Origin of the sequence: Rhodopila sp., assembly GCF_965277165.1 — a bacterium.
Lineage (GTDB): Bacteria > Pseudomonadota > Alphaproteobacteria > Acetobacterales > Acetobacteraceae > Rhodopila.
The window spans coordinates 933949-955724 of record NZ_CBDICE010000005.1 but is presented as its reverse complement, the minus strand read 5'-3'; the positions used below and the strand labels follow the sequence as shown (position 1 = coordinate 955724).

At 64.8% G+C, this 21776-nt stretch carries 23 protein-coding genes; 16 read left to right on the top strand and 7 right to left on the bottom strand.

Annotated features, from left to right (window positions below; genetic code table 11):
- Positions 1 to 102 precede the first annotated feature (102 nt).
- Both ACQY4Y_RS05145 and ACQY4Y_RS05140 read left to right on the top strand, forming a co-directional pair.
- Complete coding sequence (locus ACQY4Y_RS05145) at positions 103 to 540, top strand: phasin family protein (protein WP_428489477.1); 438 nt, start codon at positions 103 to 105, stop codon at positions 538 to 540.
- 28 nt (positions 541 to 568) lie between these two features.
- On the top strand, positions 569 to 1255 hold the full coding sequence (locus ACQY4Y_RS05140; RefSeq protein ID WP_428489476.1) for an RraA family protein: 687 nt from the start codon (positions 569 to 571) through the stop codon (positions 1253 to 1255).
- 34 nt (positions 1256 to 1289) lie between these two features.
- On the opposite strand, the gene ACQY4Y_RS05135 is transcribed toward ACQY4Y_RS05140, so the two are convergent.
- Both ACQY4Y_RS05135 and ACQY4Y_RS05130 read right to left on the bottom strand, forming a co-directional pair.
- Entirely contained in the window at positions 1290 to 2117 is an 828-nt protein-coding gene (locus tag ACQY4Y_RS05135; RefSeq protein WP_428489475.1) for an aldo/keto reductase, read from the bottom strand.
- Positions 2104 to 3027, bottom strand: coding sequence for an ABC transporter substrate-binding protein (locus ACQY4Y_RS05130; protein WP_428489474.1), 924 nt, complete (start codon positions 3025 to 3027; stop codon positions 2104 to 2106). Before ACQY4Y_RS05130 ends, ACQY4Y_RS05135 begins: the two co-directional genes overlap by 14 nt.
- Before the next feature lie 71 nt (positions 3028 to 3098).
- On the opposite strand from ACQY4Y_RS05130, the gene ACQY4Y_RS05125 reads away from it, so the two are divergent.
- Positions 3099 to 3773, top strand: a complete 675-nt coding sequence (locus ACQY4Y_RS05125; RefSeq protein ID WP_428489473.1) for a Gfo/Idh/MocA family oxidoreductase — start codon at positions 3099 to 3101, stop codon at positions 3771 to 3773.
- On the opposite strand, the gene ACQY4Y_RS05120 is transcribed toward ACQY4Y_RS05125, so the two are convergent.
- A complete protein-coding gene (locus ACQY4Y_RS05120) occupies positions 3765 to 4703 on the bottom strand; it encodes an SDR family NAD(P)-dependent oxidoreductase (protein WP_428489472.1) in 939 nt (312 codons plus the stop codon). The two genes, ACQY4Y_RS05125 and ACQY4Y_RS05120, sit on opposite strands and share 9 nt — an antisense overlap.
- 395 nt (positions 4704 to 5098) lie before the next feature.
- Positions 5099 to 6373 carry an ISNCY family transposase gene (locus ACQY4Y_RS05115; RefSeq protein WP_428489471.1) on the bottom strand — a complete coding sequence of 425 codons (1275 nt, stop codon included), beginning with the start codon at positions 6371 to 6373 and terminating at the stop codon, positions 5099 to 5101.
- A 125-nt stretch (positions 6374 to 6498) separates the two neighbouring features.
- On the opposite strand from ACQY4Y_RS05115, the gene ACQY4Y_RS05110 reads away from it, so the two are divergent.
- Positions 6499 to 7266 (top strand): hypothetical protein, encoded by a 768-nt coding sequence (locus tag ACQY4Y_RS05110; RefSeq protein ID WP_428489470.1) that lies wholly within the window; start codon positions 6499 to 6501, stop codon positions 7264 to 7266.
- An 8-nt stretch (positions 7267 to 7274) separates the two neighbouring features.
- On the opposite strand, the gene ACQY4Y_RS05105 is transcribed toward ACQY4Y_RS05110, so the two are convergent.
- Positions 7275 to 7445, bottom strand: coding sequence for a hypothetical protein (locus ACQY4Y_RS05105; RefSeq protein ID WP_428489469.1), 171 nt, complete (start codon positions 7443 to 7445; stop codon positions 7275 to 7277).
- A 195-nt stretch (positions 7446 to 7640) separates the two neighbouring features.
- Between ACQY4Y_RS05105 and ACQY4Y_RS05100 the strand changes: the two genes are divergently transcribed.
- The 5 genes from ACQY4Y_RS05100 (at position 7641) to ACQY4Y_RS05080 (ending at position 13190) form a co-directional block, all read left to right on the top strand.
- Positions 7641 to 7847, top strand: a complete 207-nt coding sequence (locus tag ACQY4Y_RS05100; RefSeq protein WP_428489468.1) for a DUF3311 domain-containing protein — start codon at positions 7641 to 7643, stop codon at positions 7845 to 7847.
- Complete coding sequence (locus tag ACQY4Y_RS05095; protein ID WP_428489467.1) at positions 7844 to 9298, top strand: sodium:solute symporter family protein; 1455 nt, start codon at positions 7844 to 7846, stop codon at positions 9296 to 9298. The genes ACQY4Y_RS05100 and ACQY4Y_RS05095 overlap by 4 nt, the downstream gene beginning before the upstream one ends.
- 230 nt (positions 9299 to 9528) lie before the next feature.
- A complete protein-coding gene (locus ACQY4Y_RS05090; RefSeq protein WP_428489466.1) occupies positions 9529 to 9921 on the top strand; it encodes a DUF3597 domain-containing protein in 393 nt (130 codons plus the stop codon).
- A 295-nt stretch (positions 9922 to 10216) separates the two neighbouring features.
- Positions 10217 to 11206: a D-erythronate dehydrogenase gene (gene denD / locus ACQY4Y_RS05085; protein ID WP_428489465.1), complete on the top strand. Its 990-nt coding sequence runs from the start codon at positions 10217 to 10219 to the stop codon at positions 11204 to 11206.
- 106 nt (positions 11207 to 11312) lie between these two features.
- Positions 11313 to 13190 carry a chloride channel protein gene (locus tag ACQY4Y_RS05080; RefSeq protein WP_428489464.1) on the top strand — a complete coding sequence of 626 codons (1878 nt, stop codon included), beginning with the start codon at positions 11313 to 11315 and terminating at the stop codon, positions 13188 to 13190.
- Positions 13191 to 13353: 163 nt separating this feature from the next.
- On the opposite strand, the gene ACQY4Y_RS05075 is transcribed toward ACQY4Y_RS05080, so the two are convergent.
- A complete protein-coding gene (locus ACQY4Y_RS05075; RefSeq protein ID WP_428489463.1) occupies positions 13354 to 14010 on the bottom strand; it encodes a glutathione S-transferase family protein in 657 nt (218 codons plus the stop codon).
- A gap of 109 nt (positions 14011 to 14119) precedes the next feature.
- Here ACQY4Y_RS05075 and ACQY4Y_RS05070 point away from each other — a divergent pair, with 109 nt between their 5' ends.
- Together ACQY4Y_RS05070 and ACQY4Y_RS05065 are read left to right on the top strand one after the other, a co-directional pair.
- Positions 14120 to 15349, top strand: coding sequence for a polyhydroxyalkanoate depolymerase (locus tag ACQY4Y_RS05070; RefSeq protein WP_428489462.1), 1230 nt, complete (start codon positions 14120 to 14122; stop codon positions 15347 to 15349).
- A 44-nt stretch (positions 15350 to 15393) separates the two neighbouring features.
- Positions 15394 to 17256, top strand: coding sequence for an ABC-F family ATP-binding cassette domain-containing protein (locus tag ACQY4Y_RS05065; RefSeq protein ID WP_428489461.1), 1863 nt, complete (start codon positions 15394 to 15396; stop codon positions 17254 to 17256).
- Here the strand turns inward: ACQY4Y_RS05065 and ACQY4Y_RS05060 are convergent.
- A complete protein-coding gene (locus ACQY4Y_RS05060) occupies positions 17239 to 17574 on the bottom strand; it encodes a carboxymuconolactone decarboxylase family protein (RefSeq protein ID WP_428490738.1) in 336 nt (111 codons plus the stop codon). The two genes, ACQY4Y_RS05065 and ACQY4Y_RS05060, sit on opposite strands and share 18 nt — an antisense overlap.
- A gap of 9 nt (positions 17575 to 17583) precedes the next feature.
- Here ACQY4Y_RS05060 and ACQY4Y_RS05055 point away from each other — a divergent pair, with 9 nt between their 5' ends.
- The 5 genes from ACQY4Y_RS05055 to ACQY4Y_RS05035 all read left to right on the top strand — a co-directional run bounded on the left by ACQY4Y_RS05055 (position 17584) and on the right by ACQY4Y_RS05035 (position 21776).
- Complete coding sequence (locus tag ACQY4Y_RS05055) at positions 17584 to 17949, top strand: hypothetical protein (protein ID WP_428490778.1); 366 nt, start codon at positions 17584 to 17586, stop codon at positions 17947 to 17949.
- The gene (locus ACQY4Y_RS05050; RefSeq protein WP_428489460.1) at positions 17930 to 18184 is read left to right on the top strand and encodes a hypothetical protein; all 255 of its coding nucleotides are present in this window, start codon (positions 17930 to 17932) and stop codon (positions 18182 to 18184) included. The genes ACQY4Y_RS05055 and ACQY4Y_RS05050 overlap by 20 nt, the downstream gene beginning before the upstream one ends.
- Before the next feature lie 143 nt (positions 18185 to 18327).
- On the top strand, positions 18328 to 19389 hold the full coding sequence (locus ACQY4Y_RS05045; RefSeq protein ID WP_428489459.1) for a hypothetical protein: 1062 nt from the start codon (positions 18328 to 18330) through the stop codon (positions 19387 to 19389).
- Between the two features lie 54 nt (positions 19390 to 19443).
- The gene (locus ACQY4Y_RS05040) at positions 19444 to 21267 is read left to right on the top strand and encodes a nickel-dependent hydrogenase large subunit (RefSeq protein WP_428489458.1); all 1824 of its coding nucleotides are present in this window, start codon (positions 19444 to 19446) and stop codon (positions 21265 to 21267) included.
- Complete coding sequence (locus ACQY4Y_RS05035; protein ID WP_428489457.1) at positions 21264 to 21776, top strand: hypothetical protein; 513 nt, start codon at positions 21264 to 21266, stop codon at positions 21774 to 21776. The genes ACQY4Y_RS05040 and ACQY4Y_RS05035 overlap by 4 nt, the downstream gene beginning before the upstream one ends.

The window sequence follows — 21776 nt, the reverse complement described above, 5'->3', positions numbered from 1 at the left end:
ATACCTCCGCTGCCAACCTCGACCCGGCCGTCTTGGTTTTCCCACCCGACCAGCCTAACCTCGGCTCGGTTGCCGAACCGGGCCAACACAAGGAGCTCCAACATGGCATTCCCCCCCAAATCGATGGCCGACTTCGGCGATTTCGGCAAGCTGTTCGCCGACATGAAGCTTCCCGCCGTCCCCGACATGGAGGCCTTCATCAACGCCAGCCGGCGAAACATGGAAACCCTCACCGCCGCCAATAAGGTTGCGCTCGAGGGCGCCCAGGCGGTCGGCAAGCGGCATGTCGAAATCCTGCAACAGAGCATGGCGGAACTGACCGAGGCGGTGCGCGCAATGTCCTCCGTCGAGGCGCCGCAGGCCAAAGCCGCCAAGCAGGCCGAACTGCTCAAGCAGGCCTACGAGCGGACCGTGACCAACATGAAGGAACTCGGTGACCTGATCCAGCACTCCAACGCCGAGGCGGTGAACCTGCTGAACGCCCGCTTCGCCGAGGCGATGGACGAGGTCAAGGCGCTGGCCGACAAATCCGGTCGCTGACCCATCCCCATCACGGGAGCGCCCCATCGTGCTCGAAAATCCGCCGCCGCTCATCATCCACCGCGGCTTTCGCCGCCCCGACAAGGCGCTGATCGAGGCGTTCCGAGGTGCCCAAACCTCGCATCTGGCCGATGCGATGGACGGGCGCGGCGCGCTCGACTACCGCATCAAGCCGCTCGACCCGGCAAACGCATCCTTCGTCGGACCCGCACTGACCGCGTTCGCTTATCCGGCCGACATCGTCGCCATGTTCGGCGCCTTGTCCGAGGCCCAGCCCGGCGATGTCATCGTGCTGGCGAACGACGCCTACACCCGGACCGCGGTGCTCGGCGACATCGCCGCCGGAATGATGAAAAACAAAGGTATCGCGGCCTTCGTCACCGACGGCCTGGCGCGCGACAAAGCCGGAATCGTGGCGACCGGATTGCCGGTGTTCTGCCAGGGCATCCAGCCGAACTCGCCGGCGATGAACGGTCCCGGCGTGGTCGGCGCGGCGGTGACGCTGGGTGATGTCCACGTCTCGCCCGGCGACGTCATTGTCGGCGACGCCGACGGCGTCGTGGTGGTGCCGGCGGCGCGGCTGCGCCAGGTGCTGGATCGCCTCGCCCAGGTCCGCTCGGCCGAGGCCCGAACGATCGCACAGGTCCAGCAGGGCTCAACGATGGCCGCCGGCGCGCAGCGGTTCATCGAAAGCTCGGTCATCATCGAAGGCTGATCGATCACCTGATCACCCCCTGCTGAAAAGTGGTCTAGCCGGCCGCATCCCACATCGGCGCGAACGGCGGGTTCACGCAGCGCAGCGTCTTCGGCAAGGCGGCGATCGCGGCACGGTCGAAATCATCCAGACGCACCCGCATCGCCTCCAGATTGGCGACTTGACTCCCCGGCCGCGCGGCTTTCGGAATCACCGCCACGTCCGGCTGGTCCAGCAACCACGCCAGCGCCACCTGCGCGGCGTCGGCGTCATAACGGCGTCCAATCGCCGCCAGCGCCGCGTGCTCCGCCAGCCGCCCCTGGGCCAGCGGCACATGCGCCACCACCACGACCCCGTGCCCTCGCATCCAGCTCAAGACCGGCGTCTGGTCGATCAGCACGTGATACTCGATCTGGTTGCAGACGATCGGCGCCCGAACCTCGTCGATCGCCTGACGCAGATGCGCCACCGTGCCATTGGCCAGCCCGATCTGGCGAACCATCCCGGCCGCGCGTAGCGCCATCATTGTCTCCAGCGCCGCAGGCAAATCCGAACCCGGTCGAGGCCAATGCAACAGATAGAGATCGAGGTAATCGGTCCGCAGCAGTCGCAGGCTCTCGGCACAGGCGGCCCGGATCCGATCCGGCGTCTGGATCTCGTGGTGGCACTTGCTGGTCAGATGGACCTCGGCGCGCGCCACGCCGGATGCCGCCAGCCCAGCCCCGACCGCATCCTGGTTGCCGTACATCTGCGCCGTGTCGATGTGTCGATATCCCAGGCCAAGGGCCGATTCCACCGCGCCCTGGCAACCCGCCCCGGTCATCCGATAGGTGCCCAGCCCCAGCCGAGGAACGCGAAACCCGTCGCGGCTAACAACCTCCACCGTCGCCCCCTTCCGCCACCACCTGCTCGGCCAGGCTGTTATCGACGCACGCCTCGAACGCCACCTCCCGCTTCAACGCGCCGCCCGAACGCATCGCCGCGGCAAGCCGATCAAAGCCCTGGTGCCGGGTGACCGGATCGGGCCCATACAGTTCCAGCCCGCGATACCGATCGATCGCCGCGGCGAAGATCGCCGCCGGCACGTCCGGAAAAAACCCGGCCAGCACACGCTGGATCTCCTCTCCCGGCGTCGCCCGGATCCAGCGCAGCGACCGATCGAGCGCCCGCACCATTCCCAGCAATTCCGCTCGCTTGCGCGCCAACACGGACCGCCGCGTCACCAGGGTGGTATAGGCCGTCAGCCCGCGATCAGCCGCCGCATACCACAGATGCCCTGCCCCCGAGGCCAGCAACTCCTCGGCGTAAGGTTGGAAAACCTGCACCGCGTCCAGCCTTCCGTCACGCAGCGCCGCCGCATTCGCCGCCATCGTCGCGTCGGTGATCCGATCCACCGATCCGGGGTCGGCGCCATCACGGCGAATGTCGTCCTGCAGACACAACCACGGCGTCGGCACCTCCGACACCGTTCCCATCCGCACATCGGTCAGATCGCCAGGACGGAACGACGCCCGCTTCTCGCGCCCGATCACCAGGAACGGGTCCCTGGCCACCACGTCGCAGAAACACACCAGGTCCGACGACGGATCGGCGTCATGCGTCAACAGCACCCGAAGTGGGCCGCCCCACATCACTTCGACCTCGCCGGAACGCAGCGCCGCCGCCGTGCGATTGGGATCCGACGACGGCCGGAAATCGACCTCCACGCCCTGTTGCGCATAGCAACCCATTGCATACGCCGCATAGAATGGCGCGTAGAACAGCGCACGGAAGTTCTCCGATAGAGTAATCATCCGCCGTCCCCTTGGCTTGCATCAACCCCGACGATGCGCCAGGGAAGACTGTCGCGAAAGGGGGGAACATCATGCGCGTGGTCCTGATCGGCGTGTCGCATTGGCACACGCCGTTCTTCCTCGACCCCTGCCTGTCGCTTCCCGACGTCACCATCGTCGGCGTCAGCGACCCGATCCTGGCCCGCGCCGAACCCGCCGCCGCCAAGGCCGGATGCAAGCCGTTCACCGACTACCGCGAGATGTGCGCCGCCCTGCGCCCCGATTTCGCCTTCGCCCTTGCTCGCCACTGCGAAATGGCGGACCTCGCACGCTTCCTGATCGATCAGCGGATTGCGTTCGCCATGGAGAAACCCTGCGCCATCAACGCCGCCGAGGCATCCGACATCGCCAACCGAGCCGCTGTTGCGGGCGTGTTCGCGGCGGTGCCCTATGTAATCCGCTACAGCCCGATGATCGAAATCATCCGGTCAAACAACGAATCGGTGCAGTATTGCATGTTCAAGTTCATCGGTGGCATGGTGGACCGCTATCGACAGCAGCAGGTCGACTGGGTGATCGACCGCAAAGCCTCCGGCGGCGGCGCGCTGCTCAATCTCGGCGTGGCTACCTTTACCCGGCGCCCAATTCGGTGTTCGACCTGCACTATTCGATCCGAACTCAGAATCATTACTTCGCCGCCCGGGATGACCAGACCCTGGAAATCATCACCAATGACCGCCAGCGCAGGACCCGCGCGATCAAGCTGACCAACGTGCATTTCTACCCGACCTTCGTCCGCGATACGCTGCAACGCCTGCAAGACGGGAAAAAGCCGATCGCCGACCTGTCCGACAACGCCGCCGCCGTCGCCCTGGTCGAAGCAGCTTACGCCCTGTCGCCCCTGGCAAACAAGCAATGAAACGATAAAACAACGAATATCCGCCATCGATGATAAATGTATCGCCGGTATGATATTTCGACGCCGAACTCATCAGATAGACCGCGATGCCGCCGAAATCAGCCCCCTCGCCCCACCGCCGCATCGGCACCCGCGGTAGCACCTTGGTCTTGAACCCCTCCGTCCGCACCGCGTTCGCCGTCATGTCCGTCTCGATCCAGCCCGGCAGGATCGAGTGCGCCCGCACCCCATGCCTGGCGAACTCGACCGCCAGCGCCTTCACCATCGAGATCATGCCGCCCTTCGTCGCGGCGTAGTGCTCGCTGCGCGGCGCCGCCTCGATCGCCGCCAAGGACGCAGTACCGACCAGCACCCCGCCGCCGCCTCGCTGCACCATGTGCCGTGCCGCCGCTCGGAATGTGTGGAACGCCCCGTCCAGGTTGACCCTGGTGACGCGGTGCCATTCGGCACTGGTCATCTCCAGGAAGCTGTGCCCGCCCCGGCCCGACACGCCGGCATTGGCAAAGCACCCATCCACCGCGCCAAGGGTCTCCACGGTGCGGGCAAACGCGGCCTCCACCGCCGCCTCGTCGCCAACGTCACATTCCAGCCCGACAACCCTGCGACCCGTCTCCCGCAGGCTCGCCACCGCCGCCGCGTTTTTCGCCGCGTTGGTGCCCCAGATAGCGATGTCGGCGCCGGCCTGAGCCATCGCCAGGGCCATCCCCAGCCCGATGCCGCTGTTGCCGCCGGTGACCAGGGCAACCTTGCCGGTCAGATCGAAGGGGGAATACGTCACGGGCGCCGTCTCCTGGATCGGGTCCTGCCCCAGAAGCTCGCAGCACTTCGCGGCGGACGAATGGGATCGGCAGGCCGCTTAAAGCAAATAGCGAGTGTCCCGAGGCTGATGTTATCCTGATATGGCGAACTTCGGACTCGGGACACTGGGTCGAACCCGGTGCGCAATACCACAATGCTCAATACCACAAAGTGTCAATGCAAAGTAGAGATGTCCCCTGACTCCCCAAAGTTAAAATGTCCCCTGTGGGCTGGGCGGGGGGTGGGCACCGGTCAAGCGTTAGTCCAATCGCGGTGTTGGAGCGGTGGGTAAGTGGCCCGCTGGAGTGATCGTTCAGAATCGGGCGCAAGCGGGCCACTTATCCACGGCTGCGGCGGCTGTTACGCGGGCTGTACTCACCCCGGGACGGTTTCAACCGCGGCGTTGGGGATGTGCCGCGCAGCGATCATTGCGTCGATCCGGGCATCGATGGTCTTGCCGTCCACCGCCGGGGCGGGCATGGCATAGCGGGCATAGGCCGTTACCGGCAGGATCCGGTCTTTGTAATGCACCCTCAGCGCACCGTCGGGAAAGTGATGCAGCGTCACCTTCGCGCCGCGCAGCGCGGTGCCAGGCCCGGGTGTCTTGACGCAATACATCGTCCCGCCGGAGCGGAAGGTCAGCGCCTTCGACAGCACCCGCTGCTCGCGCCGTGCCAGTTCGTCGTCCAACGCTTGCGCGGTCTTCGTCCACGGCCGGTGCGCCGAAGCCGGGTCGCGCGGCGGCACCGCAAACTTTGCGTTGAAGCGCGCCATGAACGCCGGCGCGAAGCCATTCGCCGCCTCGATCGAGCCAATGCCGGCCAAACGCATCTCCTTGACCAGCCGGTCCTGCAGGGTCTGGTTGGCGCGCTCGACACGACCCTTGGCCTGCGGGGTCAGCGCATGGATCGGCTCGATCCCAAGCCGATCCGCCACCCGTCCGAACTCGGTCTTGCCGTCGCCGCTCGTGGCGTCCTTAGCGTTGATCCGGAAGATGCCGTGCCGGTCGGAGTAGAACGCCAGCGGCCGGCCATGGTCCAGCACGTGGCCGCGCAGCGCCGCCAGATAGGCCGCCGTCGTCTCCGCCGGGGCGAAGCGTAGCGCGGTCAGCCGGCCGCTGGCGTCGTCGATGAACACGATCAGCGCACAGCGCGGCCCGCGCCGCTCGAACCAGTGGTGCGCACTGCCGTCGATCTGGATCAACTCGCCAAACCGCGGACGCCGCTGGCGGAGCTGAAACACCCGCCTGGCCCGGCGGCGCTTGGGCCGCCACAGGCCAAGGCCGATCTGCATCTGGCGGATCGTCTCTGCCGAAACGACGATCCCGTCCAACTCCAGCAGCTTCTCCGCCGCCAGCGTCGCGCCGAAGTCGGGGTATTTGTCCCTCAGCAGCGTCGCGATACGACCGCGCAGCGCCGCCGACATCCGGTTGTTCGATGGCCGGCCGCGCTGATGCGAAACCAGACCCGCGTCGCCCTCAGTCTTCGCCTTACGCACCAAGCGCTTGAATTGGCGGACACTGAGGCCAACGCGCTCCGCTGCTTCAGCCTGGCCCAACCGACATTCGATCGACTGGCGCACCCAATAGGCGCGATCGCGCTCCGCCTGCGTCATCCACAACCCCGTCTCGGCCATTGCGTCCCCAAGCATGCGCAAAAGGGGACATTCTAACTTTGGACGGAGGGGACATTCCTACTTGGGGCTAACACTCAATACCACAAAGTTGGCACCTGATCAGATCGCGGTTACACTGCTTCTCAGAAGGAGACCATACCATGGTTCTAACCGCGGATAGCTCGGTCGCCCACCAGACCAGCCGGCGACGTACTCCGAATGGCTGGAATACCCCCTTCATCGGCAAGAATCGCAACACCTTGCAGGCCGGTGAGCCCGCGCCGTCATCGGACGGTCTCTACCCGATGGCCTTCCTGGTGGAGAAGCAAGCCGGAGCGGTCGTTCATCCGCACTTCCATCAGGCCGACCAATACCAGGTGATCGTGCAGGGCTCTGGCCGTCTCGGCGTGCACGATGTCGCCATCGTCGCCGTGCATTACACCGATGCCTACTCCGCCTACGGCCCGATCGTCGCGGCCCAGGACGGCGTGTCCTGGTTTACCCTGCGCAATGCCTGGGACCCGGGCGCGCGCTACATGCCCGAACATCGCCGCCAGCTGCGCGAGGCCCGCGCCAGATATCAGCACCGTGAGGCCACCTGTGGTCCGCTTCCACCGCTGAGCATGCGCGAACTCGCTGCCCTGTCCGCGCCGTCCGGCGATGCCGTCATTGCCGAGGCCGCCGACGGTCTCGGAACCTGGCGTTACACCGTGCCAGCCAGCGGCTCGATCAGCGGCCCCGATCCATCCACCGGTGGTGGCCAGTTCTGGCTGGTGACGGCCGGGTCCGCGGCGGTCAGCGGAGGTGCGTTGCTGCCTGTCCAGTCCTGCGTTTTCGTGGCCCCCGATGACACCGCCGCCCGCCTGACCGCCGGTACCGGCGGTGCCGACCTGATCTGCATGCAATTCCCAAAGCGCGCGCGCGACTGATCAAGACGTTAGGCGGGACCTCCAAGCTCATCGCCGAGTTGGGCTGTCTCGTCCGCTTCGGAAGCGACCTTTTCGGTGCCTTGCCGCCGTCGGGTCACGCGTTCTTTCGCATCAGTATCGTTCGGCGGCTTGGCGTCGGCCGTTGCTGGTTTGGCGTCAGATTTCTTGTTGTCGACCATCTGCTTTCGCTCCGGCGGATCAACGTGTAACATGCGACGCTCGATCCGGTTTCACCTGCTCGCATCGGCAGAAGCCGTACCACCGCCAAAACCATCCGTGCGATTTGCCGCCGGCGCGATGCCGCGCTTTAATCACCCCACCGCAGTCGCGACCACTGCCGAAGCGGGCTCATTTCATTTGTTGCAGGAGTAGCAATGGGGTTGCTTAAATATCTGGCCGTATTGCCCTTCCTCGGCATCCTGGTCGGCGTCCCCTTGCTCAACCGGGTCGAGCCGCTGGTGCTTGGCATGCCGCTGATCCTGACCTGGATCGTCTACTGGATTGTCCTTACCTCCGTCATTATGGCGATCATCTATTTGTTTGACCCCGCCAACCGCGACAGCACGGATCACCGCCAATGAGCGCCGCGCTGCTCATCATCGCGGCGACCATCGCCGGTGTTCTGTGCCTCGGTTTACTTGCCCGCCGCGGCAAGGACATGGACCTCGAGCAGTGGACCGTCGGCGGCCGCGGTTTCGGCACCATTCTGGTCTTCGTGTTGATGGCGGGCGAGATCTACACCACCTTCACCTTCCTGGGCGGCAGCGGCTACGCCTACGGCCACGGCGGCCCGGTGTTGTATATCCTTTGCTACGGCTGCCTGGCCTACGTGATCTCCTATTGGCTGCTGCCGATCCTCTGGCGATATGCCAAGCAACACCGGCTGATCACTCAGCCCGACTTCTTCGCCCATAAATATGACAGTCCGGCACTAGGCGTTCTGGTCGCCCTGGTCGGCATCGTCGCGCTGATCCCCTACCTCGTGCTGCAATTCAAGGGCCTCGGGATCATCGTCGACGCGGCCGGCTACGGAGCGATTTCCAAGACCCTGGCGATCTGGATCGGTGCCGTCGTCGTCACCGTCTACGTCATGGTCTCCGGCGTCCGCGGATCGGCCTGGACCGCGGTGGTCAAGGACACGCTGATCCTCGCGGTCGTGCTGTTCCTCGGCATCTATCTGCCGCTGCACTATTACGGCAGCTACAACGCGATGTTCGACGCCATTCAGGCAGCCAAACCCAACTTCCTGGCATTACCGGCCAAGGGCGAGAGCGTCGCCTGGTTCGACTCGACTGTCCTGCTCACCGCGCTGGGTTTCTACATGTGGCCGCACTCGTTCGGTTCATTGTTCACCGCGAAAGAAGAAGGCGTGTTTCGCCGCAACGCCATCATGATGCCGCTCTACCAGTTGATCCTGCTGTTCGTGTTCTTCGTCGGCTTCGCCGCGATCCTGAAAGTACCGGGGCTCAAGGGGCCGCAGATCGACCTGTCACTGCTACGCCTGTCGGTGCAGACCTTCGATCCCTGGTTTGTCGGCGTGATCGGCGCGGCCGGTGTACTGACCGCGCTGGTGCCGGGCTCGATGATCCTGATCGCCGCCGCGACGCTGCTGGCAAACAACATCTTCCGATTTGCCCGCCCGCAGGCCACCGACCAGACCGTCTCGCGTCTGGCCAGGCTGCTGGTTCCGGTCGTCGCCCTGGTATCGGTGATCTTCACCCTGCGCGGCGGCAGCACGATCGTTTCGTTGCTGTTGATGGGTTACAGTTTCGTCACTCAACTGTTTCCAACCCTGATCGCCAGCCTGCTGCCGCGCAATCCGGTGACGCGTGAGGGCGCATTCGCCGGCATCTGCACCGGCGTCGCCGCCGTCGCCATCACATCCCTCGCTCACACCAGTATCGGTGCACTGTTCCCGGCACTGCCCGAAGCGTTGAAAGACCTCAACATCGGCGTCGTCGCCCTGATCCTAAACCTGATCGCCCTCGCGGTGGTCAGCGCACTGACCCGTTCGCGCACCGCCTACGCCTGACCGGGGCGGCGACCGCCCGTCGAGGCCGAAAACGTCATCAAAGCCACCCTAGGCAAAGTCTGTGCCCGGCCTAAATTCCACTTTACCGGTCAGTATCGGCCGCCGCCGCCCGATCTGTTGCACCTACCGGCAAGGCTCACGTTAGGCGAAGGCCAGTAAACCGCTGTCCTTCGGGGCAACCGCTGGCCAGATGAAGCGCTCTACTTGAGATCACTCATAGGGGAACGGTAATGAGCATATTCGGTTCAATCATGGAGAAAATCTTCCATTCGGCGGAGGCAGCGACGCCAGCCGCCACTTCAGCCACACCCGCCGCCGCGCCTGCCGCGGCCACCGCGGCGACCGGCTCTGCAGCATCGCCGTCCGCGGTCGATGTCGGGGACGTGCTGACGCAGAAAGCTGCCCAGGCGGGCGGCGGCGGCAACTGGCAGACCTCGATCGTCGATCTGCTGAAGCTGCTCAACCTCGATTCCAGCCTCACCGCCCGCAAGGAACTGGGCAGCGAGTTGAATGTCCACGCCGGCGCCGACGGCACCGCCGAACAGAACATCGCGCTGCACAAGGCCGTCATGCAGAAGCTCGCGGAAAACGGTGGAAAAGTGCCGGAAAGCATGAAGGGCTGACAGCCTGGGGGGCAGCAATCCGCTGCCCTTCGTCTGCTTTCAAGCGATCTCTCACCCCGGCCAGCGTCAGCTCGCCGGGACGCGATGTTTCTGTCATGTGTGATGTCTCGATCCCGACCCCATCGGCGGCTTCATGACCGGGCCGAATACCGCCCCGCCATTCCTCTGCGCACCCGGCTGAGTTGCCCTCGCGACCAGTCAGTTGCAGGGCCTGTCGGTTCAACCTGAATCGATAGTGCCGTCGCGTTGGCCGAACACGGCAAATGACCAATCCCGCCGACAGGAGAGTCGAACGATGAAGGTCTCAATTCTGGGCGGCGGCGGCTTCCTCGGCCGCAAGATCGCGGCGCAGCTTGCGCGGGATGGCTCGCTGGCCGGCCAACCGGTCGCCGCGCTGACCCTGTTCGACATCACCCAGCCGCCGAAGCCCGATGCGCCGTTCCCGATCCAGGCCGTGGCCGGCGACCTCGTCGCCTTGCCCGACAGCGCGATACCGCAAGGCACCGATGTGGTGTTCCATCTCGCCGCCGTGGTCAGTGCCCAGGCCGAGGCGGATTACGACCTCGGCCGTCGGGTCAACCTCCGCGGCACCGACGCCGTGATCGATCGCTGCCGCGCATTGGGCACCCGGCCCAGGGTCGTGTTCACCAGTTCGGTGGCAAGTTTCAGCGCCAACCAGAACACCACCCTGCCCGACAACACCCGCCAGATCCCCGCCAACAGCTACGGCGCGCAGAAGGCGGCGGCCGAGCTGATCCTGGCGGACGCCTCGCGCCGCGGCTTTCTCGATGGCGTCACGCTGCGGCTGCCGACCGTAATCGTGCGCCCGGGTCGGCCGAACAAAGCCGCGAGCTCGTTCTTCTCCGCCATCGTGCGGGAGCCGCTGCTCGGCCTCGATACCGAACTGCCGGTCGGGGACGACTTCGGCGTCTGGGTCTGCAGCCCGCGCCGAGCCGTGGACTGGCTGCTGCACGCCGCGGCGATGGACACCGGGCCGATGGGACTGGACCGCAGCATCGATCCGCCCGGCATCAGCACCACGGTCGCCCATCTGTTGCAGGCGCTCGACCAGGTCGCGCCGGGCGCGTCGGCCCATGTCAAGCGTGTCGGCGACCAGACCATCGCCGCCATCGTCTCCACCTGGCCGCCGGCGTTCGAGGCGCTGCGTGCGCGCACCCTCGGCTTCTCCGCGCATGAACCGGTGCTCGACGTCATCCGCGCCTTCATCGAGGACGATCTTGCCGCCACCAAGGCCGATCGCGAAAACAATTCGACTGACCGATAATTTTACCACAGTGATGCTCTAATCAGAGGATGAATTGTTGCGCTGCGGCGGGTCCGGTTCCACAACCGTCTCCGGTTTCCTCCTTTATCCCGGCTGGGCGCTGCCAATGCCGACACTGCACGGCGATTCGACCTTAGCGGACGCGGATGGCGTTCGCCTCGCCGGAGGTACCACGTCCACCAGCCCGGACGATACAGTCGAAACAGCCGCCCAGTCGCGCCGCGCGCGCCGCCCGATCGGGTCCGCGGTCATGCATGCGCCGCAGGTGCTGCGGGCGCTGGTTCGCGCCGATGAAATCTGGCTGGTCGTGTTGGCGGCGTTCGTCGGCTGCGCCGGCGGTATCATGGTCTGGCTGATGACCGCGACGACCCAACTCGTGCACCAGGCGCTGTTCGACATTTCCCACACCGAACGGCTCAGCGCGATGGCCTCGCTCGACCCGCTGCGCGAGGTATTGGTGCCAGCGCTCGGCGGTTTGGCGTTCGGCTTGTTGACGCTGGGGATCACCCGGGTGCGGCCACGCCGCAGCGTCGATCCGATCGAGGCCAACGCATTGTTCGGCGGGCGGATGTCGATGAACGGCAGCCTGATCGTCGTATTGCAGACCATCGTGTCGAACGGCGTCGGCGCCTCGGTCGGGCTCGAGGCCGGCTATACCCAGATCGGCTCCGCCATCGCCTCGCGCTGGGGGCATGCGTTCCGGGTCCGCCGCAACGACCTGCGCCTGCTGGTGGGATGCGGCGCGGCGGCAGCGATCAGCGGCGCCTTCAACGCCCCGCTGACCGGGTCGTTTTACGCCTTCGAGCTGGTGATCGGCACATATACCCTGGCCTCCTTCGCCCCGGTCGCCGTCGCCGCATTGGTGTCCCAGGCGGTGGTGCGCGCACTTGGCGGCACGATCTTCGATCTGACGCCGCAGGTCCCGGCGCATATCGATCCGCTCGACTACATCCCGATCCTGGCGCTTGGCATGCTTTGCGCGTTGCTGGGCATTTCGATCATGCGCGGCGTCACCCTCACCGAAGAACTGTTCCGCAGGAGCCGCGTCCCGGTCTGGCTGCGACCCGCGATCGGCGGACTGGCACTTGGCCTCTTGGCGCTGGTCACGCCGTCAGTGTTGTCATCGGGCCACGGCGCGATCGCACAAACTTTTGAGGTGCACGATCCACTGCGCTGGGTGGTGCTGCTGGTCGCGTTGAAAGCGACCGCTTCAGCCATCTCGATCGGGTCGGGGTTTCGCGGCGGCCTGTTCTTCGCCTCGCTGTTCCTCGGCGCGCTGCTGGGCAAAGCCTTCGCCACCGCGCTGGCCCTGGTGAGCGCCGCCCACGCGATCCCGCAGGAGGTCTGCGCCCTGGTCGGCATGAGCGGGCTGGCGGTGGCCGTCATCGGCGGACCCTTGACCATGGGGTTCCTGGCGCTGGAGGCAACCGGCAGCCTGCCGATGACGGTGGCGGTGCTGGCGGCGTGCGTGGTGTCCTCACTGACGGTGCGGCGGACCTTCGGCTACTCCTTCGCCACCTGGCGCTTCCACCTGCGCGGCGAGGCGATCCGCAGCGCCGTCGATATCGGCTGGATGCGCAACCTGACCGTCGGGCGGATGATGCGACGGGAAATGCGCACGGTCCGCGCCGAAACCCCGCTCAGCGCGTTCAAGCGCGACTTCCCGCTGGGCGTCGCGCAACGCGTGATCGTGCTGGACGATGACGACCGCTACGCCGGCATCGTCCTGCTGCCCGAAGTGCACGCCGATGAGGATGACGACCACACCGTCGGCGATCTGGTGCACTACGCCGACATCGTGCTGCTGCCGCAGATGACGATCAAGGAAGCTGTCGCGATGTTCGAGAACGCCGAAAGCGATGCCCTGGTCGTGGTTGACAGCACCCAGGACCGCCACATCATCGGTCTGCTGACCGAACAATACGCCCTGCGCCGCTACAGCGACGAACTCGACCGCCGTCGGCGAGAGTTGTCGGGCGAGTGAAGCAAGCCTACGGCGCTGCCGTGGACCCGCCAAGGGCCGGCGCCCCGCCAATCCCATCAATGGTTCCAAGGGGCGTCGCCCCTTGGCGGGGTCCGGGGCAGCGCCCCGCGCTCGCTAGACCTCGGCTCCCATGGTCGCTGAAACGTTGCCGCCAAACGCCCAATCAGAATTCGATATCCAGTTCGTCGATATGTTCGGGTTCCTTCTGCGCCGCGGCGAACCACTGCTTCATATCCGGCCAGGCGAGCACCTGCTGACAATAGCGTTCGCAAGCACCGTGCATCTTCACGTCATAGCTTCGGAAGCGGGTCGCGACCGGGGCGTACATCGCATCGGCGATGGTGGGATCGGCGCCGAACAACCAAGGCCCGTTCCAGGTGCTCAGGCATTCACGCCAAATCTCGGTGATCCGGTCGATGTCCGCCTGCACCGCCGACCACACCGCGAATCCAGGCCGAAATAGCTTCAGGTTCATCGGCAACGCCTCGCGCAGCGCGGCAAACCCCGAGTGCATCTCGCCCGAGATCGACCGGCAGCGCGCTCGGGCGTCACGCTCCGCCGGCAGCATCCCGGCTTTGGGAAACATTTCGTTGAGATACTCAGCTATGGCAAGCGTGTCCCAAATCGCCACATCATTGTGCATGAGCGCCGGCACCCGGATCGAGGACGACTGCATCAAAAGTTCCCTGCGGTTCACCGGGTCCTCCGGATCAACCAGCTTTTCCTCGAATTTCAGTCCAGCCAGGCGGCACAGCAGGTACCCTCTCAGTGACCAAGAGGAATAATTCTTGCTGCTTATCAGAAGCGTGGCCCCTGCCATGGTGACAATCCCCGAGCGTGCTGGCATGTTGCGTCGCAATATAGCAACCTGTCCCTCGGTGTGGCGAGCCTTTGTGATAGCGAGATAACGATCCGATGACAGGGGCCGCGTGACGCAGCAGGCGATGATCTACAAACTCTACCAGGCGCAGGCCGATCTGATGCACCCGGCCCGCGAAATGGCCCGCTTTGGTGCCGGGCTGGCACGCGCGATGGATATCGGCGAGTTCACCCCCGCTCCGCTGCGCCAGTTCGGCGCGGCGTGCGCCATGTTGGCCGATAGCGGTCTGACCCACCAGCGGCCGGATTATGGCTTCAGCTCGACCAGGATGGGCAACGACGTGGTCGCGGTGACCGAGGAGCCTCGCCTGGACACGCCGTTCGGCACCTTGCTGCGGTTCCGCAAGGACACCGCCATCGTGCAGCCTCGGGTGCTGGTGGCGGCGCCGATGTCGGGCCATTTCGCCACCTTGCTGCGCGGCACCGTCGCCGTGCTTCTGCCCGACCACGACGTCTACATCACCGACTGGAAGAACGCCCGCGACACCCCGCTGTCCGACGGCGTGTTCGGCTTCGATGAATATGTCGATCACCTGATCCGCTTCATGGAGGTGATCGGCAATGGCAGCCACCTGATCGCGGTCTGCCAGCCCGCGGTCGCCGCACTCGCCGCCACCGCGGTGATGGCCCAGGCGGGAAACCGCGCCCAGCCGCGCAGCCTGACGTTGATGGCCGGCCCGATCGACACCAGGCAGAACCCGACCAAGGTGAACCAACTGGCGAAAGCGCACTCGATCGAGTGGTTCGAGAAGAACCTGATCGACTCGGTCCCGTGGCGCTACAAAGGCGCGTTTCGCAGGGTCTATCCCGGCTTCCTGCAGCTATCGGCGTTCGTGTCGATGAACCTGGATCGCCATATCAACGCGCATCTGGCGCAGTTCCGCGCGCTGGCCTGCGGCGACGTGGTGGCCGCCGAGGCGCACCGCAAATTCTATCATGAGTATGGCGCGGTGATGGACCTGCCGGCCGAATTCTACCTCGAAACGGTCCAGCGGATATTTCAGGATCACGACCTGCCGCTGGGCAGGCTGACCTGGCACGGCCAGAAAGTCCGCCCCGAGGCGATCCGCCGCACCGCCCTGCTGACGGTGGAGGGAGAACGTGACGACATCTGCGCCATCGGCCAGACGATGGCGGCGCTCGATCTGTGCAGCGGGGTAAGGCAGAAGCGCCACCATCTGCAGACCGGGGTTGGGCATTACGGGGTGTTCAGCGGGTCGCGCTGGGCGCGCGAGGTCTATCCCAAGGTTCGCGCGATGATCGAGGTCACCAATCAGTAAGCGCGGACGTTCCGCTCAGCGCGATCACGCGCTACACCTCGCCCATGTCGCTTCTGCTGATCTCTGGTGCCGTCATCCGCATGGGCGGGCGAACCTTGCTCAATGGTGCCGACCTGACGATCGACCCAGGCCGGCGCATCGGTCTGGTCGGGCGCAATGGAGCCGGGAAGTCGACCCTGTTGCGCGCTATCGCCGGCGATCTGGCGATCGACGGCGGGGAAATCCGATTGTCACCGCGCGCCCGACTGGCAACGGTGCGGCAAGAGGCGCCGGACGGCCCGATGTCGTTGCTCGAAACCGTATTGCAGGGCGACCCTGAACGGCTGGGGCTGTTGGCCGAGGCCGACATCGCGGACCCGCATCGATTGGCCGAGGTCCACGACCGGCTGGTTGCCATCGCCGCCGACTCGGCGCCGGCCCGCGCCGCCACCATCCTGGCAGGTCTCGGGTTCGATGAGGCTGCCCAACGTCGGCCGGTGGCGGAATTCTCAGGCGGCTGGCGCATGCGCGTGGCACTGGCAACGGCGCTGTTCGCCAATCCCGACCTGTTGCTGCTGGATGAGCCGACCAACCACCTGGACCTGGAGGCGACGCTGTGGCTGGAGACGTGGCTGGCCCGCTTTCCCGGTGCCGCGCTGGTGGTCTCGCATGATCGCGGCCTGCTCGACCGAGCGGTGGAAGCGATCGCGCATCTCGACAAGGGCAAAATCTCCCTGACGCCCGGCGGATTTGACGAATTCGTCCGCATTCGCACCGAACGCGCGATGCAGCAGGCCCGAGCCGCCGAACGGGTGACGGCGGAGCGGGCGCACATCCAGTCGTTCATCGATCGCTTCCGCTACAAGGCGTCCAAGGCGCGCCAGGCGCAGGCTCGGATCAAGGCGCTGGAACGGCTGCCGCGGATCGAATCGGTGATCGAGGATGCCCCAACCCGCTTCAATTTTCCTGAACCTGCGCGTATCGCCCCGCCAATCCTGACGCTGGAACGGGTGGATATCGGCTACGGCCCCACTACGATCCTGGGCAACGTTTCGCTCACGGTCGATATGGACGATCGAATCGCCTTGCTGGGGGCGAACGGCAACGGCAAATCCACTCTGGCGAAACTGCTGGCGGAGCGTCTCGCGCCGCTGTCCGGCGAGGTGCGGCGCGGGCCCAAGCTGAAGGTCGGATATTTCGCCCAGCACCAGACCGACGAACTCATCACCGAGGAAAACCCGATCGAGCACATGGCTCGTCTCGCCCCGAACGCGCCGCCGGCCAAGCTACGGGCGCAGTTGGCCCGATTTGGTTTGGATGCCGACCGCGCCGAGACCGCGGTCGTCAACCTGTCCGGCGGCGAAAAGGCTCGGCTCTTGCTGGCGCTGGCCACACGGGATGCGCCGCAGTTGTTGATCCTGGACGAACCGACCAATCATCTGGATATCGACGCGCGCGACGCGCTGGTAAAGGCGCTGTCGGACTTCCAGGGTGCGGTGCTGCTGATTACCCACGATCCTCACCTTGTCGATCTGGTGGCGGACCGGCTGTGGCTGGTGGCCGATGGTTCCGTGCAGCCATTCGATGGCGACCTCGACGACTATCGCGGCTTGCTGGTCGAGCGCGCACGTCCGGCCGTCCGCGCCAACGCCATGACCCGCAAGGACGACCGGCGGGAGCGCGCCGAGGCCCGCGCCGCATTGGCGCCGATCCGCAAGAAGGCCCAGGACGCCGAAAAGCGCTTGGGTTTACTGGCCGCCGAACGCTCCCGTATCGAGGCCAAGCTGGCCGATCCGGCGCTATATGCGCCCGGCCGGACGGCGGAGATGGCCGCCGCCCACGCTCGGCTTGCCGTGATCGCCAGGGAAACCGCCGTGGCGGAGACGGAATGGCTCAGCGCCGAGGAAGAATTAGAGGCCGCCTCTTAGCGTGCGATCGCTTCTGGTGGCATCGCCAAAAGCGTGAATTCTCCTCTCGAAAAATGAGTTGCGGAGCATTATCGATTCAGTCAGGACCGACAATGCTCTAAAGCAACAATGTAGAAACGTTCCCTGGCAGTGCCGAAAGACGTTGGGCCAGCCGGCGTAAAAGGCAAGATGTGTGGCCACTTCTCCAGCTTGGGCCTGCGTGAGACCGTTATCCATCGCCCGATTGAGATGATAGGGGATCTGCGCGACGTGCCCCGATGCGATCAACGCGCTGACGGTCACGAGGCTGCGGTCCCGCGGTGCAAGGCCAGGCCGCAGCCATAGGTCATGGAACAGGACATCGATCGTGCTCTGAACGAGCCCCGGTGCTGCCGCGCCAAAATGCTCTTCGATGCGTGTTGCGCGCCCACCGAGGCGGTCTGGACCGGCGCGCCGCAGTGGCAGATCGAGGGGCTGCGATGGCTTGAGATCCCGTCCGATATGCAGAAGAAACATGGCTTTGAGCCGGTGGGCGCTGCTGACGGCCCGGTCAAGATGGCGATTTTCAGCGGCAATACCATGCGCCTGTACGGTCTGGAGCAGCACGCATTCTTGGTCCCGCACGATCGTTTCGCTGCTATCAAGGCGGATTACCAAGCCAACGGGCCGGGCCGAAGCAACCTGCGCTACGGCTATGTCAGCAAGCCGGGGTAACGTCTTCGGGTCGCGCCGTCTCTTGCTGGCGATGGTGCTCGGCGGCGCCGGGCACCAGGCCTCGGCACAAGTCGCGGTGAAGATGTCGCCACGGGACGCCAAGTATCAGGACACGCCGCATGGCGGGATGAGTTGCCAGGCTTGCAGCTTCTTTCGCCGGTCGGAATCGTGTCAGATTGTGGCGGGCGACGTCAGTCCGTTCGGTTGGTGCCGGTTGTTCGATATGCCGGATTGATCAGCGGTGCTGGATGACTCGATTAGCCGGACACGTGATTGTGTCTTCAGCGACGCACACCATCGCAGGCTTCCAGCGTAGTTTAACGCATAGACCGGCGTTCCAATTCAAGTTGCCCTAAGAAGGCATTCGAGGAATCGCTCATGGCAGACCAGGAAACCGTCCCCTATGGTCGCAAGACTCAGCGACCTCCGGCGATAAAAGAAGTCCATATCCTCTGGATCACCGCGGGCCTTGGTTGCGATGGCGATACGGTGTCGATCACCGCGGCCAGCGAACCAAGTATCGAGGACGTCATCCTCGGCGCCATCCCGGGCTTGCCCAAGGTTCATTTGCACAACCCGGTTCTCGCCTACGAAACCGGCGAGGATTTTCTTGCCGCCTTTCACAAGGCGGCTCGCGGAGAACTGGATAACTTCGTCCTCGTCGTGGAAGGCTCGATCCCGAACGAGAACCTGAGCGGCGACGGCTATTGGGCTGCGATGGGAACCGATGCGAAGACCGGCCAGCCGATCACCACCAATGAGTGGATCGACCGTCTTGCCCCGAAGGCGCTGGCGGTCATTGGCGCGGGCACCTGCGCAACCTACGGCGGGATCCACGCCATGGAGGGCAATCCGACAGGATGCATGGGGCTGGCTGACTATCTTGGCTGGAATTGGCGGTCGAAGGCCGGCCTGCCGATCGTCAACGTGCCGGGTTGTCCAGTACAGCCAGACAATTTCATGGAAACTGTACTTTACCTGCTGCGCCAACTCGCTGGGCTGGCGCCGATGATCGATCTCGATCAGGCGCTGCGGCCACGCTGGCTGTTCGGCAACACCGTGCACAACGGTTGCGACCGTGCGGCGTATTATGAACAGGCGGATTTCGCCACCGAATACGGCTCGCCAAAATGCCTGGTGAAGATCGGCTGCTGGGGCCCGGTGGTGCAATGCAACGTGCCGAAGCGGGGCTGGATCGGCGGCATGGGCGGGTGTCCGAATGTTGGCGGCATCTGCATCGGCTGCACCATGCCGGGCTTTCCCGACAAGTTCATGCCGTTCATGGATGAACCACCCGGCGCGGTGTTCTCCTCCGGCGCGATCAAGCCGTACGGCATCCTGATCCGCAATCTGCGCAAGATCACCAACGCAACGCTGAACCGGGAACCGAAGTGGCGGCACAACCGCCAGGTTCTGACCACCGGATACCACGGGAGCTGAACTCCGCCTGGCCCCGATCCGAGGGCCGGCAATTGTTGAGGGAAACCATCAGCCATGGCCGATATCCCACGCGACGTCCAGGAACGAGCCGGCGGCGGGGCGGCCAAGGCGCCCGGCAACCTGGTCGAGATGAACTGGGACCCGATCACCCGCATCGTCGGCAGCCTGGGCATCTATACCAAGATCGACTTCGAGAATCGCCAGGTGGCCGAGTGCAAAAGCACCTCGTCGATCTTCCGCGGCTACAGCATCTTCATGAAGGGCAAGGACCCGCGCGACTCGCACTTCATCACCAGCCGGATCTGCGGCATCTGCGGCGACAATCACGCCACCTGCTCGGTTTACGCGCAGAACATGGCCTATGGCATCCGCCCGCCGGCGCTGGCGGAGTGGATCGTCAATCTCGGCGAGGCCGCCGAATACATGTTCGACCACAATATCTTCCAGGACAATCTGGTCGGCGTCGATTTCTGCGAGCAGATGGTCAAGGAGACCAATCCCAGCGTGTGGGCGAAGGCCGAGAAAACCACCGCGCCGCACTCCGCCGATCACGGCTACCGAACGATTGGCGACATCATGAAGGCGCTTAATCCCTTCACCGGTGAATTCTATCGCGAAACCCTGGTGGTCAGCCGTTACACACGCGAGATGTTCAGCCTGATGGAAGGACGCCATGTCCACCCGTCCACACTGTATCCCGGCGGTGTCGGTACCGTTCCGTCACTCCAGTTGTTCACCGAATACATGACCAGACTGGTCAAATACATCGAGTTCATGAAGAAATGCGTGCCGCTGCACGACGACCTTTTCGACTTCTTCTATGAAGCGATGCCGGGCTATGAACATGTCGGCGAGCGGCGCACACTGCTGGGCTGCTGGGGATCGTTTCAAGACCCAGACGTCTGCGACTACCAGTATCGCAACATGACCAAGTGGGGGCGCGGCATGTTCGTCACCCCTGGCGTCGTGGTCGACGGCCAGTTGGTCACCACCGACCTGGTCGACATCAACCTCAACATCCGCATTCTTCTCGGCAGTTCCTATTACGACGGCTGGGAGAACCGTGAGACCTTTGTAAAGCACGATCCGCTGGGCAACGCGGTCGATCAGAACCACCCATGGAACCAGACCACCGTGCCGCGCCCGCAGAAGCGTGATTTCGACGGCAACTATTCCTGGGTGATGTCGCCACGCTGGCTCGACAAGCGCACCGGCGATCATCTCGCGCTCGATACGGGTGGCGGCGCGCTGGCGCGGTTGTGGGCCACCGCGCTGGCTGGGATGGTCGATATCGGCTACGTCAAGGCGACCGGAAACAGCGTCAAGATCTACCTGCCGAAGACCGCCCTGAAGCCGGAAGTAGAGTTCGAGTGGAAGATTCCGAAATGGAGCAACACCATCGAGCGTGATCGCGCCCGCACCTATTTCCAGGCCTATGCCGCGGCTGCGGCGATGCACTTCCTGGAAAAGGCATTCGCCGAATTGCAGGCCGGCCGCACCGCCACCTGGACCGACTTCAAGGTCCCCGACGAGGCCATCGGCTGTGGCTTCCATGAGGCGGTGCGCGGCGTGCTGTCGCATCATTTGGTGATCCGCAACGGCAAGATCGCCAACTACCATCCGTATCCACCGACGCCATGGAACGCCAACCCACGCGACAAGTATGGCACCCCCGGTCCGTATGAGGACGCGGTGCAGCAGTGCCCGATTTTCGAGGAGAACGGCCGCGACAACTTCAAGGGCATCGACATCATGCGCACCGTGCGCAGCTTCGATCCTTGCCTGCCTTGCGGCGTGCACATGTTCCTGGGGGACGGAAAGACCCTGAAGACCACGCACTCGCCGACCTTCGGCGCAGCCGGCCATGGTCATTCATGACCCAGGCCGACAAGCAAGCGGTGCAGGTCTCACTGCGCCGGCTGGAAACGCTGATCTCGGCCCTCGACGCGCTGCCTGACCCGGCGGCACGCGAGCCGGCTCGGGAAGTGCTGCAGCTCATGCTGGATCTGCATGGCTTGGCACTGACTAAACTGGTGGCGGGCGTGGCCGCTGCGGGCGACATCGACCTGGTCACCCGGCTGGCCGAGGATCCCCATATCGGCGCCATGTTGCTGCTGCACGGCGCCCACCCCGAGGACCCCGATACCCGCGTCAGGCGCGCATTGCAGCAGCTTCGACCGCGGTTTGAACAACACCACGCCCGGGTGGTCTCGGTGCGCCTGGCGCATGGTTCTCTGCGCCTGCTGCTGTCCGGTGCCGGCGCCTCCGCGCTGCGCCAGGAGATCGAGGACGCCGTCGTCGATGCCGCCCCGGAACTGGAACACATTCTGTTCGAGGAACTCGATGAAAACGCTGCGAATGACAGCGTCGCAGCCCAGGCGCTTTAG

Coding starts and splice junctions, on each gene's coding strand:
- ACQY4Y_RS05145 (WP_428489477.1), top strand. CDS start 103: ATGGCATTCCCCCCCAAATCGATGGCCGACTTCGGCGATTTCGGCAAG.
- ACQY4Y_RS05130 (WP_428489474.1), bottom strand. CDS start 3,027: ATGATTACTCTATCGGAGAACTTCCGTGCGCTGTTCTACGCGCCATTC.
- ACQY4Y_RS05125 (WP_428489473.1), top strand. CDS start 3,099: ATGCGCGTGGTCCTGATCGGCGTGTCGCATTGGCACACGCCGTTCTTC.
- ACQY4Y_RS05115 (WP_428489471.1), bottom strand. CDS start 6,373: ATGCTTGGGGACGCAATGGCCGAGACGGGGTTGTGGATGACGCAGGCG.
- ACQY4Y_RS05110 (WP_428489470.1), top strand. CDS start 6,499: ATGGTTCTAACCGCGGATAGCTCGGTCGCCCACCAGACCAGCCGGCGA.
- ACQY4Y_RS05105 (WP_428489469.1), bottom strand. CDS start 7,445: ATGGTCGACAACAAGAAATCTGACGCCAAACCAGCAACGGCCGACGCC.
- ACQY4Y_RS05100 (WP_428489468.1), top strand. CDS start 7,641: ATGGGGTTGCTTAAATATCTGGCCGTATTGCCCTTCCTCGGCATCCTG.
- ACQY4Y_RS05095 (WP_428489467.1), top strand. CDS start 7,844: ATGAGCGCCGCGCTGCTCATCATCGCGGCGACCATCGCCGGTGTTCTG.
- ACQY4Y_RS05090 (WP_428489466.1), top strand. CDS start 9,529: ATGAGCATATTCGGTTCAATCATGGAGAAAATCTTCCATTCGGCGGAG.
- denD (WP_428489465.1), top strand. CDS start 10,217: ATGAAGGTCTCAATTCTGGGCGGCGGCGGCTTCCTCGGCCGCAAGATC.
- ACQY4Y_RS05080 (WP_428489464.1), top strand. CDS start 11,313: ATGCCGACACTGCACGGCGATTCGACCTTAGCGGACGCGGATGGCGTT.
- ACQY4Y_RS05075 (WP_428489463.1), bottom strand. CDS start 14,010: ATGGCAGGGGCCACGCTTCTGATAAGCAGCAAGAATTATTCCTCTTGG.
- ACQY4Y_RS05065 (WP_428489461.1), top strand. CDS start 15,394: ATGTCGCTTCTGCTGATCTCTGGTGCCGTCATCCGCATGGGCGGGCGA.
- ACQY4Y_RS05055 (WP_428490778.1), top strand. CDS start 17,584: ATGGAACAGGACATCGATCGTGCTCTGAACGAGCCCCGGTGCTGCCGC.
- ACQY4Y_RS05050 (WP_428489460.1), top strand. CDS start 17,930: ATGTCAGCAAGCCGGGGTAACGTCTTCGGGTCGCGCCGTCTCTTGCTG.
- ACQY4Y_RS05045 (WP_428489459.1), top strand. CDS start 18,328: ATGGCAGACCAGGAAACCGTCCCCTATGGTCGCAAGACTCAGCGACCT.
- ACQY4Y_RS05040 (WP_428489458.1), top strand. CDS start 19,444: ATGGCCGATATCCCACGCGACGTCCAGGAACGAGCCGGCGGCGGGGCG.
- ACQY4Y_RS05035 (WP_428489457.1), top strand. CDS start 21,264: ATGACCCAGGCCGACAAGCAAGCGGTGCAGGTCTCACTGCGCCGGCTG.